The sequence below is a fragment of the Pseudactinotalea sp. HY158 genome, from assembly GCF_009660225.1.
GTDB lineage: Bacteria > Actinomycetota > Actinomycetes > Actinomycetales > Beutenbergiaceae > HY158.
On sequence record NZ_CP045920.1, the window covers coordinates 1,920,352 to 1,937,698 of the forward strand.

At 71.9% G+C, this 17,347-nt stretch carries 14 protein-coding genes; 1 reads left to right on the plus strand and 13 read right to left on the minus strand.

Translation table 11 applies throughout. The features are described from left to right. Positions 1-7: 7 nt before the first annotated feature. From GCE65_RS08505 to hrcA, 10 genes are all read right to left on the minus strand, one after another. Positions 8-1,504, minus strand: a complete 1,497-nt coding sequence (locus GCE65_RS08505) for a serine/threonine-protein kinase (protein WP_153878079.1) — start codon at positions 1,502-1,504, stop codon at positions 8-10. Beyond that, a complete protein-coding gene (locus tag GCE65_RS08510; RefSeq protein WP_153878080.1) occupies positions 1,501-3,294 on the minus strand; it encodes an FHA domain-containing protein in 1,794 nt (597 codons plus the stop codon). The genes GCE65_RS08505 and GCE65_RS08510 overlap by 4 nt, the downstream gene beginning before the upstream one ends. A 51-nt stretch (positions 3,295-3,345) precedes the next feature. Continuing rightward, positions 3,346-4,875 carry a S9 family peptidase gene (locus GCE65_RS08515; protein WP_153878081.1) on the minus strand — a complete coding sequence of 510 codons (1,530 nt, stop codon included), beginning with the start codon at positions 4,873-4,875 and terminating at the stop codon, positions 3,346-3,348. Position 4,876: 1 nt separating this feature from the next. Beyond that, positions 4,877-5,779, minus strand: coding sequence for a GTPase Era (gene era / locus GCE65_RS08520; protein ID WP_152818584.1), 903 nt, complete (start codon positions 5,777-5,779; stop codon positions 4,877-4,879). Next, positions 5,769-7,091, minus strand: coding sequence for a hemolysin family protein (locus GCE65_RS08525; protein WP_228759852.1), 1,323 nt, complete (start codon positions 7,089-7,091; stop codon positions 5,769-5,771). Before GCE65_RS08525 ends, era begins: the two co-directional genes overlap by 11 nt. Continuing rightward, positions 7,088-7,540 (minus strand): rRNA maturation RNase YbeY, encoded by a 453-nt coding sequence (gene ybeY, locus GCE65_RS08530; protein WP_152818583.1) that lies wholly within the window; start codon positions 7,538-7,540, stop codon positions 7,088-7,090. The genes GCE65_RS08525 and ybeY overlap by 4 nt, the downstream gene beginning before the upstream one ends. Further along, positions 7,537-8,673, minus strand: coding sequence for a PhoH family protein (locus tag GCE65_RS08535; protein WP_152818582.1), 1,137 nt, complete (start codon positions 8,671-8,673; stop codon positions 7,537-7,539). The genes ybeY and GCE65_RS08535 overlap by 4 nt, the downstream gene beginning before the upstream one ends. Positions 8,674-8,751: 78 nt before the next feature. Next, positions 8,752-9,540, minus strand: coding sequence for a 16S rRNA (uracil(1498)-N(3))-methyltransferase (locus GCE65_RS08540; protein ID WP_153878082.1), 789 nt, complete (start codon positions 9,538-9,540; stop codon positions 8,752-8,754). Further along, positions 9,537-10,643: a molecular chaperone DnaJ gene (gene dnaJ / locus GCE65_RS08545; RefSeq protein WP_153878083.1), complete on the minus strand. Its 1,107-nt coding sequence runs from the start codon at positions 10,641-10,643 to the stop codon at positions 9,537-9,539. Before dnaJ ends, GCE65_RS08540 begins: the two co-directional genes overlap by 4 nt. Positions 10,644-10,689: 46 nt before the next feature. Continuing rightward, positions 10,690-11,706 (minus strand): heat-inducible transcriptional repressor HrcA, encoded by a 1,017-nt coding sequence (gene hrcA, locus GCE65_RS08550; RefSeq protein WP_152818580.1) that lies wholly within the window; start codon positions 11,704-11,706, stop codon positions 10,690-10,692. 159 nt (positions 11,707-11,865) lie between these two features. On the opposite strand from hrcA, the gene GCE65_RS08555 reads away from it, so the two are divergent. Beyond that, positions 11,866-12,717, plus strand: a complete 852-nt coding sequence (locus GCE65_RS08555; protein ID WP_153878084.1) for a DUF3097 family protein — start codon at positions 11,866-11,868, stop codon at positions 12,715-12,717. 123 nt (positions 12,718-12,840) lie between these two features. On the opposite strand, the gene GCE65_RS08560 is transcribed toward GCE65_RS08555, so the two are convergent. The 3 genes from GCE65_RS08560 to lepA all read right to left on the minus strand — a co-directional run bounded on the left by GCE65_RS08560 (position 12,841) and on the right by lepA (position 17,275). Continuing rightward, on the minus strand, positions 12,841-13,911 hold the full coding sequence (locus tag GCE65_RS08560) for a hypothetical protein (protein WP_153878085.1): 1,071 nt from the start codon (positions 13,909-13,911) through the stop codon (positions 12,841-12,843). Between the two features lie 272 nt (positions 13,912-14,183). Next, a complete protein-coding gene (locus tag GCE65_RS08565) occupies positions 14,184-15,395 on the minus strand; it encodes a coproporphyrinogen-III oxidase family protein (protein WP_153878086.1) in 1,212 nt (403 codons plus the stop codon). Continuing rightward, the gene (gene lepA / locus GCE65_RS08570) at positions 15,392-17,275 is read right to left on the minus strand and encodes a translation elongation factor 4 (protein ID WP_153878087.1); all 1,884 of its coding nucleotides are present in this window, start codon (positions 17,273-17,275) and stop codon (positions 15,392-15,394) included. The genes GCE65_RS08565 and lepA overlap by 4 nt, the downstream gene beginning before the upstream one ends. Positions 17,276-17,347: the final 72 nt, after the last annotated feature.

Consider the following 17,347-nt stretch of genomic DNA (forward strand, 5'->3'; position numbering starts at 1 on the left):
GTCGTCCCTATCCACAGGCCTGTTCGAAGCGCGACAGGACGCCTCGATCGTTGACGGATGCCACCTCTATGCACACCACGCTACCGGATTCCCGGTCGATCGCGAGCGTCGGCTCGTCGATCCGCGCCGATTCGTTCGTGCCCACGACCTGCCATACGTAATCGCCCGTATATCCCGGGGCCGCGGTCCATGCGAACGTGACGGCCGCCCCGCCGTCCGCATTCTCCTCGACGTCCGTGGCCCGCAGGTCGCTCGGGGGGTCGGGGGCGGGCACGTGCTCCACGGTCGGCGGCGCGAGGGTCGGCTCCGGGGTCGCGGGCGCATCCGGGGAGCCGAGCACGCCCGAGACGGCCACGGCCACGACCGCCACGACGATTCCCGCGGAGACCGCGTAGGCAGGCCAGCGGCGTCGACGCCCCCCGGCCGGCGGCGGGGGCGCGTCCGGAGTGACCGGAGCATCCGCCGCCGGGTCGATGGCGGGCACCCCGCGCGCCCGTGTCGGCTGCTGCGCCTGGGAGCCGCCGGCCGGCGCGAAGCCCCGGGCCGTGGCCGGGGACGCCGCCGCGGAGATGCTGCGGATCGGCCGGGCCCGGGTGCGCTGGTCCTCGTCCGCCTCGGAGACGAGCCGGGAGGTGTCCGGCAGGTCGAGCGGGGTGTGGGCGAGGTGGAGTTCCTCCTCGATCCGCTGGAGGCTGCGGCCGAACTCGGCCACCGATGCGAACCGGTCCCCCGCCCGCTTGGCCATGGCCCGCCGCAGCACGGTATCGAGCGCGACCGGCACGTCCGGTCCCGCAAGCTCCGGCACCGGATCCCGCTGGATCCGTGCCATGAGATCGAGGGCCGTGTTCGGCCCGCCCGGCCGTTCGAAGGGTGAGCGCCCGGCGATGATCGTGTAGATGGTCGCGGCGAGGGCGTAGGTGTCCCCGCCCGGGCCCCGGGGGGTGTCGTCGTCGAAGAACTCGGGGGCGGCCCACGGGATCGACATGCCGGTGGCGATGTCGTCGGGAACCTGCGCGGCGACCGAGATGCCGAAGTCCGTGAGCGCGGGCCACCCGTAGTCGGTCGTGAGCACGTTCGCCGGCTTGATGTCGCGGTGCAGGATCCCGGCCCGGTGGGCGGTCTCGACGGCGCCGGCGAGCCGGATGCCGATCCGCAGCGCCTCGGGCACCGCGATGCGCTCCGACTTGTACCGGGCGGCGAGGTTCGGCCGCGGGCAGTACTCCATCACCAGGTACGGGCGATTGTCCGAGGCGATGTCGGCGTGGTGGATCGTCACGATCGAGGGATGCGCCGAGAGCTGGGCCATGAGGTTCGCCTCGGCCACGAACTGGTGGCGCGCCTGGGCGTCGGTGGCGTCGGTGAGGAGCACCTTGACCGCCACGAGCCGGCTCGGGAGGTGCTGACGGTAACGGAAGACGTCGGAGAAGCCCCCGGTCCCGATGAGCTGCTCGTAGGTGTGACCGGCGAGGGTCGGCGGCGTCGAGGTCGGCCGTCTCCGGCTCATGCGCGCTGGTCCACGATCATGGTGACGCCGTCGCCGAGGTCGATCGTGGTTCCGGATCCCACCTGCACGCTCTCCCCCGCGCGAAGACGGCGCGGGCCCGCCCCGGGAGTGTTGACGACCGTTCCGTTCGTCGACCGCAGGTCGGTCACGAGCACGTGCTCGCCCTCGACCCGGATCTCGGCGTGATTACGCGAGATGTCGAGGTTCGGGGAGGGCACGGCGAGCAGCTGGGGCGCCGCGCCCGCGACCGTCGAGGCGCCCGCATCCGGGGAGCGCCCCACGAGCACCGGGGTGCTCAGGTGGCACACCTGCCCCGTGGAGACGCGCAGGATCGCCCGGGTCGCCGCCGTGTTCTCGGCGGCCTGGGCGCCCTGGGCTCCCTGGACCCCCTGGGCGGCCTGGGCGGAGGCGAGCCGGGCGGCCTGGGCGGGCGGCACGGAGGAGAGGATCGTCGACTCGGGCGCCGCATCCACGGCGGAGCCGGCGCTCGGGGCCGGTGCGTCGCCGTCGGGGCCGTACCGGTGGGGAATGATCGTGGCATCGTCGACCGGCGCCCCGGCCGGCTGCGGCCGAGCAAGGCCCGGGCGGGTTCGCGGTACGGAGTCGATGATCCCCGCCGGCAGGCTGTGCTCCGGCGCTGACGGCGCTGACGGCGCAGGCGGCACTGGCGGCGCAGGTGGCACTGACGGCTCAGGTGGCGCTGCCGCGGCGGGTGGCGCTGACGCCTCAGGTGGCACCGACGCGGCGGGCGGCGCTGACGCCTCAGGTGGCACCGACGCGGCGGGCGGCGCTGGCGGCTCAGGTGGCGCTGCCGCGGCGGGCGGCGCGGGCGGCTCCGGGGGGAGCGACTGCGCGGGCGGCTCCGGCGGATCCGCGGGCAGCGACTGCGCCGGCGGCGCCGCGGGCAGCGACTGCGCCGGTGACTCCGGGGGCAGCGACTGCGCGGGCGGCTCCGGTGGCAGCGACTGCGCGGGCGGCTCCGGTGGCACTGGTGGCATGGGTGGCAGCGATTGTGCCGGGGGTGCGGGCTCCGGTGCTCCACCCGGAACGGGCCCGCGGGCGAACGGGCGGCCGAGGATCGTGCGCTCGAGTTCCTCGATGTCGCTGATGTCGTCCAACGCCCCCTCGCCGGGGGATGGTTCCGGCGGGAGGACCGCGGCCGAACCGGTCCGGCCACCGTGGTCGGGCGGGCCCGCCTGGCCCAGCTGGCCCACCGGGCCCGCCGTGCCCACCGGGCCCGCCGTGTCCGTCTGGCTCGTGCCCGCCGGCGGCGGCGGCTGCTCCCCGGTGACGAGCGGCACCGGCGGCACGGGCGCGAGTTCGGGCTGGACGCCGAGGATCTGCGCGATCGTGGCCCCGGCGACCCGCACGGTTCCCTGGGCGCCGCCTGGATCGCGCACGCTCAGGGTGTGCGCGAAGACCACTCCGCCGGCGAGCGGATAGGTGCGCTCGACCGAGGCACCCTCGACCCACACGTGCGCCTCGTACACGCCCAGGCCGATGTGCTCGGCCCACGGGGCGCCGTCCCTGCCGCTGAGCCGCCGGCCGCCGATGAGCGCGGAGACCGATCCGCGCAGGAGCACCCGCACGCCGTCGACGCCCATATGCACGAGGGCGTACGGCCCGGCCGTGCCCTCGAGTTCACGCACCCAGGCGGGCATGGGTGCGGCGGCGACCATCGCACCCCAGACCCGTTCGACCACCGCGGGAGGAATGCCGGGGTGCACGAGCGCCCCCGCGCCGTCGTGAGCGAGCGTGAGCCAGTCACCCGGCCCGTAGCTGTACCTCATGCGTTCCTCCGAATCGATCTCGCACCCCGGGCGTCGGCGGGTGGTTCCTCATCAACCGACGGCCGGGAAGACGCCCCAATACGCGGCGACCAACAACAACGCGAGCGACCCGACATGCGTCGCCCACCAACTCACCTTATCCGTCACCGTGAAATACGTACCGGCGCGTCTCGCGTGCATGGCCGCCCGGACGGAGACGACGCCGACCACCACCGCGAAGATCCCGAGGAGCTGAACCAGGATCCAGCCACCGATGACGACCGTGTCGTCGAGATGGTAGTTCATCGCGAGGGTGGCGATCTGGGCGATATACGCCACGAACGTCGTGACGACGGCGAGTGCGGCGAGTCCGGCCGCCACCGCGAGCCGGCCGACCGCCGCGGCCGGGCTGCGCCGTCGCACCAGGCTCACGGCCCCGAGACCGAGCCCGGCGACCACGAGGAGGAAGGAGCCGATGATCGACCACACGAGCATGTCACCCGAGGCGAACCATGCCGGTGACGGCACGGCGGCGGCCCGGTACTCCTGCTCGGGCCGGTCACCGGCGATCTGCGGCGGGGCGCTCGCCGTCGCGGGCAGTCCGAGGGTCCACGAACTGAGGACCGTGGTGAATCCCGGGGCCAGTTGCTCGTCGATCATGAGACCGTGATCGGCGCCGTCGAAGTAGCGCACCGTGACCGCGTCGTTCCCGTGCGCGGCCAGGGTGTCGATGACGATGAGCGCCCCCTGCACGATCGGCATGGAGGCGTCGTCCGTCCCGTAGGCCATGAGCACGGGCACGTCGACCTGGCGCAGGTAGGGCAGCACGTCGAAGTCCACGTACTCGAAGCCGCCGCCGGGGATCTGGGCCCCGAGCGCGCGCGGGATCGCCCGGAACACCCCCCGGGGCACGTGGGTGTTCCGCAGGTAGTTGGCGGTGGCGAAGGCCGCCTGTTCCCGGGGCGGCACGACCGGCGCCGAGATGAGCATGAGGAAGGCGACGTCGGGCTCGTCCGCCGCCGCGATGGGCGCGATCCAGGCGCCCTCGGACTCGGCGTAGAACCCGACCCGGTCCGGATCGACCCCCGGCACCCGCTCGCGCAGGTACCGCCAGGAGACGAGGTAGTCCTGGGCCATGCTGGGATAGTTCCGCTCGCGGGTGCTGTAGTCGTCGAGGCGCTTGGCGGGCACGAGCACGCGGATGCCGGCGCTGGCGAGCGCCTGCCCGTGCGGGGCGAACGCCTCCGGCTCCCCGGTGCCGGCCCCGTGCATGAACACGACCCCCGGGCCGGCCGGGGCCCCCTCCGGGAGGAAGAGCAGGCCGTCGACCGTCACCTCCCCCAGGTCGATCCGGATCGGCTCGACACGCACCGTGTAGGTGCCCACGGGGCTCTGCTCGGTGCCGCCGATGCGCACGTCGGCCGTCGTCGGGATGATCGTGCGGTGCATCTCGGTGGGCGCCCACCGCGGACCGGCGAGGGCCCCGCTCACCCCCAGGATCGTGGCGACGACGAGGCTGGTGAGCGCGACGGGCCAGAATCGTTGCCAGCCCGTGCGCAGCTCGACCGTGCGTTCCGTGCCCAGGACGCCGCGCAGCCCCATGTCAGAATCCGAGCCGTCGCAGCTGCTTGGGATCCTTCTGCCAGTCCTTGGCCACCTTGACGTGCAGGTCGAGGTAGACCGGCACGCCGAGCAGCCGTTGGATCCCCTGCCGCGCCTGGGTGCCGACCTGACGCAGCCGGGACCCGCGCGTGCCGATGATGATCGCCTTCTGGGAGGGGCGCTCGACGTAGAGGTTGACGCGCACGTCCGTGAGGTGGTCCCGCCGGTCCGGGCGCTCGACGATCTCCTCGACCAGCACGGCGAGGGAGTGCGGAAGCTCGTCCCGCACGCCCTCGAGCGCCGCCTCGCGCACGAGCTCGGCGATCGTCACCTCGGGATCCTCGTCCGAGAGTTCCCCGTCCGGGTAGAGCACGGGCCCGGTGGGCAGGTAGCGCACGAGGATCTCCGCGAGCAGGTCGACCTGGGTCCCGCGGGTCGCCGAGACCGGCACGATCTCCGCCCAGTCCCCGAGGTCGCCGATCTGCGTGAGGTGATGGACCACCCGTTCCGGGCCGACGGCGTCGATCTTCGTGGCGATCGCCACGACCGGGGTGCGACGGGAGGCCAACTGCCCGGCGATGAACCGGTCTCCGGGCCCGATCGGCTGATCGGCCGGCAGGCAGAAGCCGATGACGTCGACCTCGGAGAGGGTGTCGGCCACGAGATCGTTCAGGCGCTCGCCCAGCAGGGTGCGCGGCCGGTGGAGACCCGGGGTGTCGACGAGCACGAGCTGGCCGTCGGGGCGGTTGACGATACCCCGAAGCGCGCGCCGGGTGGTCTGCGGCCGGGTCGAGGTGATCGCCACCTTCTCACCGACGAGCGCGTTCGTCAGCGTGGACTTGCCTGCGTTGGGGCGCCCGACGAGGCAGGCGAAGCCGCTGCGGAATGTCGCGTCACGGGCCATGCGGGGTCTCCTCGGGGTGAGTGGTCGGCTCCGCAGGCGGGTTCTCCTGCGCGCGGGTGACGAGAATCGTGGAGACGCGCCGGCGCCTGCCCGAGGCCTCGACCACCTCGAACCGGAGCCCGTGGTCGAGGGCGACGGAGCCGAGGATCGGCACGCGGCCGAGCGCCTTGGTCAGCAGTCCACCCGTGGAATCGACCTCCGGATCGTCGATCTCGAGGTCGAACAGCTCACCGAGCTCGTCGAGCGGGAGCCGCGCGGGCACCCGGTAGCCGTCGCCGTCGGGCTCGACCTGCGGCTCGCTCTGGTCGTGCTCGTCGGTCAGGTCGCCCACGAGTTCCTCGAGCACGTCCTCGATCGTCACGAGCCCGGCGACCCCGCCGTACTCGTCGAACGCGATGGCGATGTGGACGCCGGAGGCGCGCATCTGGGCGAGCATGTCGTCGACCACCTTGGTCTCCGGCACGAACACGGCCTCCCGCATGACCCGCTCGATGCGGTGCTCGGAGCGTTCCGGCGCGCTCGTGAGCTTGCGCAGCAGATCCTTGAGGTAGAGCACCCCGCGCAGATCGTCGAGGCTCTCGCCCGCGACGGGGATCCGGGAGAAGCCGGAGCGCGTGAACAGGCTGAGCGCCTTGGTCAGGGTGACATCCGGCCGGACCGTGACCATGTCGGTGCGCGGGACCATGACCTCGCGCACCATCGTGCGCGAGAGCTCGAACACGGACTGGAGCATCTCGCGCTCGTCGTCCTCGATGTGCGCGCTCTCGGCCACCCGGTCGACCATGTCCTGCAGCTCGCCCTCGGTCTCCCAGGTGGGGCCGCTCGCCCGGCTGGGACCCACCCGGGCCACGAACGGGGCCATGATCCGGTGGGCGCCGTGCATGAACGGACCGACGAGGGCGAGCACGGCGACGGGCCGGCGGCGGCCGAGCGTGCGCGGGCTGATCCCCACCACGACGATGTTGAGGAGCGCGACCGTCGCGACCGCGCACAGGAGCGCGACCCACCACCGCTCGAAGACGACCGCGTAGACGAGGGTGACGCAGACCGCGCCCGTCATCTCGGTGACGAGGCGCAGGTAGGCCGTCGCGCGCACCGGGCCGGTCGAGTCGGCCGCGATCGCGGCGATCGCGCGCAGCGCACCGGCGCGGCGGCGGCCCTCGATCGCGGCCTCGTGGGCGGCGGCGCGGGTGATCGACCGGCCGGCCTCCTCCCCCGCGGAGAGGATCGCGCCGGCCGCGATCGCCACGACCGCCACCGCGACGAGCAGCGGGATCGGCGCGGCCATCGCCTCGGTCACGCCCTCGTTCATGCTCCGGCCAGGAAGGTCAACAGCAGTTGCCGCTGCAGGTCGAACATCTCCTTCTCCTCCGCGGCCTCGGCGTGGTCGTAGCCGAGCAGGTGCAGGATGCCGTGCGTGGTGAGCAGGAGCATCTCCTCCACCGCCGAGTGCCCGGCCTCACGGGCCTGGGCGGCCGCGACCTCGGGGCAGAGCACGACGGCGCCGAGCATCCCCTCGTCGGACGGCTCCGCCTCGGTGCCGGGGCGCAGTTCGTCGATCGGGAAGGACATGACGTCGGTCGGGCCGGGCTCGTCGAGCCACTGCTCGTGCAGTTCGGTCATGACGTCGGTCGTGACGAACCGGATCTCCAGCTCGGCCTGCGGGTGCACGAACATCGCATCGAGCACGTGCCGGGCGAGGGCCACGAACTCGACCTCGTCGACGGGAGTGTCCGATTCGTTCATGATGTCGACGCTCATGCCGGTCCTTCCTGGTCGGCGCGGCCCGCCGAACGTCCCGAGTATCCCGAGTGTCCCGAATCGCCGGAGTCGACCGAGCTGCCCGGCGCGCGGCGCGGATGACCCCGCCGGACCGGGCGCCGATCCTCCGGGCCATCGCTGCGTTCGTCGTAGCCGGTGTAGGCGTCGATGATGTCACCCACGAGCCGATGCCGCACGACGTCGGCGCTCGTGAGCCGGCAGAAGGCGATGTCGTCGATCCCGGCGAGGATCTCCTGCACGACCCGAAGGCCGGAGTGTGTTCCCACCGGCAGGTCGACCTGGGTCACGTCACCGGTGACCACGATCCGAGAGCCGAAGCCGAGGCGGGTGAGGAACATCTTCATCTGCTCGGGTGAGGTGTTCTGCGCCTCGTCGAGGATGATGAAGGCGTCGTTCAGGGTGCGGCCGCGCATGTACGCCAGCGGTGCCACCTCGATCGTGCCCGCGGCCATGAGCCGCGGGATCGACTCGGGGTCGACCATGTCGTGCAGGGCGTCGTAGAGGGGCCGCAGGTACGGGTCGATCTTGTCGTTGAGGGAGCCGGGAAGGAACCCGAGCCGCTCCCCCGCCTCGACCGCGGGGCGGGTGAGCACGATCCGGTTCACCTCCTTGGACTGGAGCGCCTTGACCGCCTTCGCCATCGCCAGGTAGGTCTTGCCGGTGCCCGCGGGGCCGATCCCGAACACGACGGTGTTGCGGTCGATGGCCTCGACATAGTCCTTCTGCCCGACCGTCTTGGGGCGGATCGTGCGCCCACGGCCCGAGAGGATGTTCATCGTGAGCACCTCGGCCGGCTTGTCGGACGTGGCCGTGAGGATCCCGATCGCGCGTTCGACGGCGTCGGCCGAGAGCGGCTGGTCCGCCGCCGCGATCTGACTCAGCTCATCGAACAGCCGGTGCGCGAGGTCGACCTGGCCGGCCGGACCGGTGAGCGTGACGACGTTGCCGCGCACGTGCACGTCGAGGCCCCGGAACCCGGACTCGACGGCGCGGATCACCTCGTCGCGCCGACCGAGCAGGGCGACCATGGGAACCGAGTCGGGGATGACGACCTGGTGGGTCGCCTCGTCGGGGGACGACGGTTCTGGTGGGGAGTGCGTGGACGCGGACATGATCGGGAGGGAACCCTGAGCCTTTCTGCTGTGGCGACTGGGACTGGCGGGGCAAGGCTGAGCCTAGTGGCTGGGCGGCTACCAGCGCCCGAGCCGCGCGTTCAGGACCGTGAGAGCGGCCGGGCCGGCCGTCGAGGTGCGCAGCACATGGGGCCCGAGGAGGGTCGCCGTGCCGCCCGCGCCGGACCAGCGGGCCAGTTCCGCCTCGCTCAGTCCGCCCTCCGGGCCCACGACCACGACGACGGGCCGGTCCGCGGGCCCCGCGTCGCGCCCGCTCCCGAGAGCCATCGCCGTCAGGGGGGCCTCGGCGCTCTCGTGGAGCACGAGGATCCGGGCCCCGGCGGCGATCGCGGGTCCAAGTGGCCCGCCGACCCCGAGGATCCCGGGGCCCGCCGCGAAGCCGAGCATCCGCGGGAAGCGGGCCCGCCGGGACTGCTTGGCGGCGGCGACCAGGATCGACTCCCAGCGATGGACGCCCTTGGCCACCTTCGGGCCGTCCCAGCGGGCGACGGAGCGCTCGGCCTGCCACGCCACGACGGCGTCGACCCCGAGTTCGGTCGCGGCCTCGATGGCCGCCTCGTCGCGGCCGCCCTTGCCGAGGGCCTGCACGAGGATGAGCTCGGGGGACGGCGCCGGCTCGAGCACGCGGTCCTCGACGCCCAGCGTGAGCGACGGCGGGTTCGCGCCTACGGCGGTGGCGCGGCCGCGCAGACGGGTGCCTGCGCCGTCCACGATCTCGATCGCCTCCCCCACGCGGATCCGCCGCACGGCGACCGCGTGGCGCGCCTCGGGCCCGGTGAGTTCGAACGTGTCGCCCACCCGGGCGGCCGCCGGCAGGTCGGCGGCGAAGAACACGGGATCGGTCATCGGCTCGCGAAGGTGTCCTTGAGTCGCTGGAACACGGAGTTCTTCGTGGCCGCCACGCGGGCCTCGGGGCGCTCCTCGCCGCGGAGCACGGCGAGTTGACGCAGCAGCTCCTCCTCCTCGTCGGAGAGCCTGGTGGGCACCTCCACCTCGAGGTGGACGTTGAGGTCGCCGCGGCCCGTGCGGTTGAGGTGGCCCACCCCGAGACCCTTGAGGGTGAGCACCTGGCCGGGTTGGCTGCCGGGCGCGATGTCGACGTCGTGGATACCGTCGAGGGTCTCGAGGGTGACGACCGTGCCCAGGGCCGCGGCGGTCACGGGCAGCTCGACCGTGCAGTGCAGGTCGTCGCCACGGCGGGTGAACGTCTCGTGGCGCTGCTCGCGCACCTCGACGTACAGGTCGCCGGCGGGTCCCCCGCCCGGGCCCACCTCCGCCTTCCCGGTGAGCTTGATCCGGGTGCCGGTGTCGACGCCGGCCGGGATGTTGACCGAGATGGTCCGACGCGCCCGGACCCGGCCCTCGCCGGAGCATTCGGCGCACGGCTCGGAGATGATCGTGCCGAAGCCGCCGCAGTCGGAACACGGGGCGTTGGTCATGATGTTGCCGAAGAACGAGCGGGCCACGCGCTGCACGGAGCCGCGTCCGTGGCACGTGGGGCAGGTGGTCGGGCTGGTGCCGGGGCGGGTGCACGTGCCGTGGCACGCCTCGCACATGACGGCCGTGTCGACCTCGAGCTCCTTCGTCACGCCGAACGTGGCGTCCGCGAGCGAGATCGAGACCCGCACGAGCGCGTCCTGGCCCCGCCGGGACCGGGAGACCGGCCCGCGTTGGGTCGCCCCGCCCGCGGCGGCGGCGAAGAAGTCGAACATGTCGGAGAACCCGAAGCCGGCGCCGCTGCCGCCCTGGCTGCCGCCGACGTCGTACATCTGCCGCTTCTCCGGGTTGGAGAGCACCTCATGCGCCTCGGTGATCTGCTTGAACCGCTCCTCCGACTCCGGCCCGGCGATGTCCGGGTGGTGCTGGCGGGCCAGCTTCCGGTAGGCGCGCTTGATCTCCTCCGTGGTCGCTTCGCGGGAGACACCGAGGATCTCGTAATAGTCGCTCACTGGTTACTTTCTGGTGGTGGACGAGTTGAACTGGTCAGACCGCAGGTCAGGAGAGGGTCTTGGACAGGTATCTGGCCACCGCGTGCACGGCGGCCATCGTGGTCGGGTAGTCCATACGGGTCGGGCCGATCACGCCGAGCTGACCGAGCACGCCGGCGTCGGTGCTCGAGTACCGCCCCGCGACCACGGAGGTCTCGAGGAGGGCCTCGTCGTGGGTCTCCGAGCCGATGCGCACGGCGATCGAGGGCTCGGAGGCCATGTCCGACAGGAGCCGCAGCATGACGACCTGTTCCTCGAGTGCCTCGAGCACGGGCGAGATGGTGCGGGAGAAGTCGACGTTCGTGCGGGCCAGGTGGGCCGTGCCCGCCATGACGATGCGCTCCTCGATCTCGTCGGAGATCACCTCGAGCACCGCGGTGACGACGCCGGCGGCGGTCGGCTGGTCCTGCGCGGGGAAGGAGGCCGCGATCTGGTGCAGGGCGGTGGCGAGTTCGGGCATCCTGCGCCCGGCGCCGGCCGCGTTGATCCGCGCCCGCAGTTCGGCCAGGAGCTCCTCGGTGAGCGGCTCGTCCGCCTCGATCGTGCGTTGTTCGACCTGGCCGTTGTCGCTGATGATCACCATGAGGATGCGGGTGCTGCTCGCCGGGAGGAGCTCGACATGCCGCAGCGCCGAGCGTCGCAGCGACGGGTACCGCACGACCGCGACCTGCTGGGTGAGCTGGGCGAGCAGGCGGACGGTGCGCTCGAGGGCGTCGTCCAGGTCGACCGCTCCCTGCATGAGGGCACCGATGGCGCGGCGCTCGGCGGCCGAGAGCGGCTTGATCTCGTCGAGCCGGTCGACGAAGAGGCGGTAGCCGGCGTCCGTGGGGATCCGGCCGGCGGAGGTGTGCGGCTGGGTGATGAGCCCGGCCTCCTCGAGCAGCGCCATGTCGTTGCGGATCGTCGCGGGTGACACGCCGAGGTTGTGCCGTTCGACGAGGCTGCGCGAGCCGACCGGTTCGCGGGTGTGCACGTAGTCCTGCACGATCGCGCGAAGCACGTCGATATGCCGTTCCCGAGTCATCGCGCGCCTCCGTTCCTCGTGCTCTGGCCGTTGCCGTGACCGCCATTCGATCCCTGGGGTGGCACTCACGGTACCTGAGTGCCAATTCTACGCCGCGCAATCGCCGGGTCGCCATCGCGCCTCCCACACCGGCCGACCCGTTGTGCGTAACCTCACGCCGTGACCGATCGATACGGGCGGGATGTGCTCTCGCGTGATCCCCATCATTCCAAGCGACCGACGACGACCGATATTCCCGCCCGGACGGGGCTCGTGGTCGAGGACGTGACCTCCGGCTGGGTGGGCGCGGTGGTCCGGGTGGAGAAGTCCGGGGGTGCGCACGTGGTCGTCCTCGAGGACCGGCGGGGCGTGACCCGCACGTTCCCGCTCGGCGCGGGCTTCTGGGTCGAGGGCCGGCCCGTTCGGCTCGTACCCCCGGTGCGTCCGGCCGCCCCCGCCGCCCCGGCCCGCACGGCGAGCGGCTCGGTGGCCGTGCGCGGCGCTCGTGCCCGGACCGCGCGAGCGTCCAGGATCTGGGTGGAGGGCCGCCACGACGCGGAGCTCATCGAGAAGGTCTGGGGCGAGGACCTCCGGATCGAGGGGGTCGTGGTCGAGATGCTCGACGGTGTCGATCACCTGGCCGCCGAACTCGCCGCGTTCTCCCCCGGCCCGCGGCGCCGGGTCGGGGTGCTCGTGGACCACCTCGTGCCGGGCAGCAAGGAGTCGCGGATCGCGGCCGAGGTGTGCGCGCGCCATCCGGGCGTGCTCGTGCTCGGGCACCCGTATGTGGACGTGTGGCAGGCGGTGCGGCCGGAGCGGGTGGGCCTGGCCGCCTGGCCCGACATCCCACGGGGCATCGACATCAAGGTGGGCTCGCTGCGGGCACTCGGCTGGGAGGCGGGCAGCCAGGCGGACATCGCCCGCGGCTGGAAGCGGATCCTCGGCCGGGTGCGGGACTTCCGGGACCTCGAGCCGAGCCTGCTCGGGCGGGTCGAGGAGCTCGTCGACTTCGTCACCGCGGTGCCCGAGTAGCCGGCCGAGCACCTGGGTCACCTCGACCCGACCAGACCGCGTTCGAAGGACCCGGCCCCGCGAGAGCAGCTCGACCCCGGCCGATGCCCGGCCGGGGTCGAGTGCTGCATGGGTGGCGGGCGGTCAGCCGTGGTTCGGGGCCACCGACTGCTGCGACGGGCCCGTGAGCCAGCGGTAGAAGACCGTGCCGGCCAGCAGCGACACCGGGCCGGCGACGAGCATGCCCACGCCGCACGCGAGCATTCCGATGAAGGTCACGACGTAGGCGAGCACGAGAATGAGGATGGTCTGGCCGACGTTCTTCGAGGCGAGGTCGACACTCGCCTTGATCGCCTCGATCGTGCCCATGCCGCGATCGATCACGAAGTAGAGGGCGAAGAAGGTGAAGAAGGCGGCGATGAGCGGGAGGATGAACGTGAAGGAGAGCACCCCGTTGACCACGCCGAGCAGCAGCGCGAGCAGGAGCACGTGCACCGGGTTCCGGAACACGAAGAAGTCCCCGAACGAGGCCCGGCCGGTGTCGACGATCCGCAGCGCGCCGTGGAGGAAGGCGGCGCCGGCGAGGACGGTGGCGACCACCAGGAGGAGGCTGAGCACGATGATCCCGCCGATGCCGACGGCGAAGAGACCGGTGAAGGCCCCACCGCTGCTGTCGACGCTCAGGCTGCTGCCCGCGCCGGCGAAGAGGGTCGTGACGGCGAGCATCCCGACCACGTAGACGATGATGATCCCGATCGCCCACACGAGGATCGCACCGACGAGAACGCCCCAGTTCTTGGTGAACAGGTTCCAGCCGCGACCGAACGCGTCGGTCGCCTGCGGCCCCGTGGCCTGCTGCCCCTGGTACTGCGGCGCGGCCGGGAATCCGCCCGCGGGGCCCTGCTGATACGGCTGACCCTGCTGATACGGCTGGCCCTGCTGATACGGCTGGCCCTGCGGCTGATCCTGCGGGGCGCCATACGGCTGGCCCTGCGGCTGATCCTGCGGGGCGCCATACGGCTGGCCCTGCTGATAGGGCTGACCCTGCGGCTGGCCCTGCGGGGCGCCATACGGCTGACCCTGCGGCTGCTGCCACTGGCCCTGCTGATACGGCTGGCCCTGCTGATACGGCTGACCCTGCTGATACGGCTGACCCGGCTGGCCCTGCTGGTACGGGTCCTGGGGTGACCCCGGGGGCGGCGGGAACTGGCTCATGACTCTCCTTGCTGGGGAACCGATCGTCGCTCCTGTGGGAGTACACGAATCGGATGACGGTTGCGAACGCTAGCGAGGAAGCCGCACTCGTTCAATGCACGACCGCCGCGATTCCCCCACGGATTCTCCCACTCCCATGGGTACCTCTGCCCTCACCGGCCCCTCATCGGCCACTCGCCGGCAATCACCGCCGGCGCTGCCGAACGCGGGATTCCGTGCAGGTGAACGCCGATCCACTCCGCACTGTCCCGCGTTCGGCGCCCCGGCGGCCGTCAGGCGACGAGGCGACCCACGACCGCGTCGGCGAGCAGGCGTCCACGCCGGGTGAGACGTGCCACACCGCCGGCCGCAGCCGCGCCGTCGATGAGGCCCTGCTCGGCGAGGGCGGGCAGGCGGTCCTCGAGACCCGGTCCCACTCCCAGCCCCTCGACCAGCCGAATCCCGAGCAGGATCCGTTCGTCCTCCTGCTGGGTGGCGTCGAGGGTCTCCGACTCGGCGATCGGCAACCGCCCCTCCCGGATCCGCTGCGCGTAGGGGCGGGGATGCTTGACGTTCCAGAAGCGCGTGTCGCCGAGGTGGGAGTGCGCGCCCGGCCCGATCCCCCACCACTCCTCGTTACGCCAATACGCGAGGTTGTGCCGGCACCGGTGGTCGGCGGCGGTGTCGGCCGGCAGCCCGCCCGATCCACCCGATCCACCCGTTCCATCCGGGCGGGCCCAGTTGGAGATCTCGTACCAGCCGTAGCCCGCGGCGGCGAAGGCCTCGTCGGCGAGCTCGTACTTCGTGGCCTGGTCGTCCGGGTCGGGCATCGGGAGCTGTCCGCGTCGCACCTGGGCCGCCATCTTCGTGCCCGGCTCGATCGTGAGCGCGTAGGCCGAGATGTGGTCGGGCTCGAGCGCGATCGCGGCCTCGACGCTCGTGCGCCACTGCTCGACGCTCTCCCCCGGCGCGCCGTAGATGAGGTCGACGCTCACCGCGAGCCCGGCCGCACGCGCCCACTCGACCACGAGCGGCAGCCGCTCCGGATCGTGCGTGCGATCGAGCGTGGCGAGCACCGCGGGCACCGCGGACTGCATGCCGAAGGAGACCCGGGTGAACCCGGCGGCGGCCAGGTCCGCCAGCTCGGCCGGGCCGACCGAGTCCGGATTCGCCTCCGTGGTCACCTCGGCCCCGGGAGCGAGCCCCCAGGTCTCGTCGATGCCGGCCAGCAGCAGCCGCAGGTCGCCCACGGGGAGCAGCGTGGGCGTGCCACCCCCGAAGAAGACGGTCGTGACGCCGTCCACACGCCGCCCGCGCCGAACCAGTTCGGCCGCCGCCAGTCGCATCTCCCCGAGCGCGGTCTCGGCATACTCGTCGCGGGAGGCGCCGCCGCCGAGCTCGGTCGCGGTGTAGGTGTTGAAGTCGCAGTACCCGCAGCGCACCGCGCAGAACGGCACGTGCACGTAGACGCCGAACCGATCGGATCGCTCCGGGGCCGCCGTCATGACTTCTTCGAGTCCGATCCCGAGCCGTCGGAGGTGAGGGCGGCGATGAAGGCCTCCTGCGGCACCTCGACGGTCCCGATGTTCTTCATGCGCTTCTTCCCCTCCTTCTGCTTCTCGAGCAGCTTGCGCTTGCGGGAGATGTCGCCGCCGTAGCACTTGGCGAGCACGTCCTTGCGAATGGCGCGGATCGTCTCCCGGGCGATGATGCGCGAGCCGATCGCGGCCTGGATGGGCACCTCGAACTGCTGGCGCGGGATGAGCCCGCGCAGCTTCGTGGTCATGTCGACCCCGTAGGCGTAGGCCTTGTCCTTGTGCACGATCGCGCTGAACGCGTCCACCTGCTCGCCCTGCAGGAGGATGTCCACCTTGACCAGGTCGGCCTCGGCGTGGCCGGACTCGGCGTAGTCGAGGGAGGCGTATCCGCGGGTGCGGGACTTGAGCTGGTCGAAGAAGTCGAAGATGATCTCGGCGAGCGGCAGGTGGTAGCGCAGTTCGACCCGGTCCGAGGAGAGGTAGTCCATCCCCTGCATGACCCCGCGGCGCCCCTGGCACAGCTCCATGACCTGGCCCACGAAGTCGCTCGGGGTGAGGATCGTGGCCTTGACCATCGGCTCGGAGACCGAGGCGAGTTTCCCGGCCGGGAACTCGCTCGGGTTCGTGACCACGACCTCGGTGCCGTCCTCCATCGTCACGTCGTACACGACGTTCGGGGCGGTCGAGATGAGCTCGAGGTTGAATTCGCGCTCGAGCCGCTCCCGCACGATCTCGAGGTGGAGCAGACCGAGGAAGCCGCATCGGAACCCGAAGCCGAGGGCCACGGAGGTCTCCGGCTCGTAGGTGAGGGCGGCGTCGTTGAGGCGCAGCTTGTCGAGTGCGTCGCGCAGCACCGGGTAGTCGGAGCCGTCGATCGGGTAGAGCCCGGAGAACACCATCGGCTGCGGGTCGCGGTAGCCGGCGAGCACGTCGGCGGCCGGCTTCGCGGCGTTCGTCACGGTGTCGCCGACGCGGGAGAGGCGCACGTCCTTCACGCCCGTGATGAGGTAGCCGACCTCGCCCACGCTCAGGCCCTTCGTGGGCCGCGGCTCCGGGGCGGAGACCCCGATCTCGAGCAGTTCGTGGTTGGTCTTCGTGCTCATCATCACGACCTTCTCCCGCGGGGAGAGCGTGCCGTCGATCACGCGGACATAGGTGACCACGCCCCGGTAGGAGTCGTAGACGGAGTCGAAGATCATCGCGCGGGAGGGGGCGTCCGGATTCCCCTGCGGCGCCGGCACGTCCTCGACGATCCGGTCGAGGAGCTCCTCCACGCCCACCCCGGTCTTCCCGGAGACGAGCAGGCATTCCTCGGGCTCGACCCCGATGAGCCCGGCGAGCTCCTCGGCGCACTTCTCCGGCTGCGCGGCGGGCAGGTCGATCTTGTTGAGCACGGGGATGATCGTCAGGTCGTTCTCGAGCGCCATGTACAGGTTGGCGAGCGTCTGCGCCTCGATCCCCTGCGCGGCGTCGACGAGCAGCAGCGCCCCCTCGCACGCCGCGAGCGACCGGGACACCTCGTAGGAGAAGTCGACGTGGCCGGGGGTGTCGATCATGTTCAGGGCGTACGCACGCTCCGTGCCGTCGGCGTCCAGCCTCGCCCACGGCATGCGGACGGCCTGCGACTTGATCGTGATCCCGCGCTCGCGTTCGATGTCCATCCGGTCGAGGTACTGCGCGCGCATCTGCCGCTGGTCGACGACGCCGGTGAGCTGCAGCATCCGGTCGGCCAGCGTGGACTTGCCGTGGTCGATATGCGCGATGATGCAGAAGTTCCGCAGCTGCTCGGGCACGGTTGCTGCCGGAACGATCTGCTGGGCGGCATGGGCCGACGGGATGGGTGGCACGTATACCTCGGGGTTGTCGGGCAAAGGACGGCTGGCGCAAGGCTATCCCCCTGCGCCCCGGAGAGAGAATCG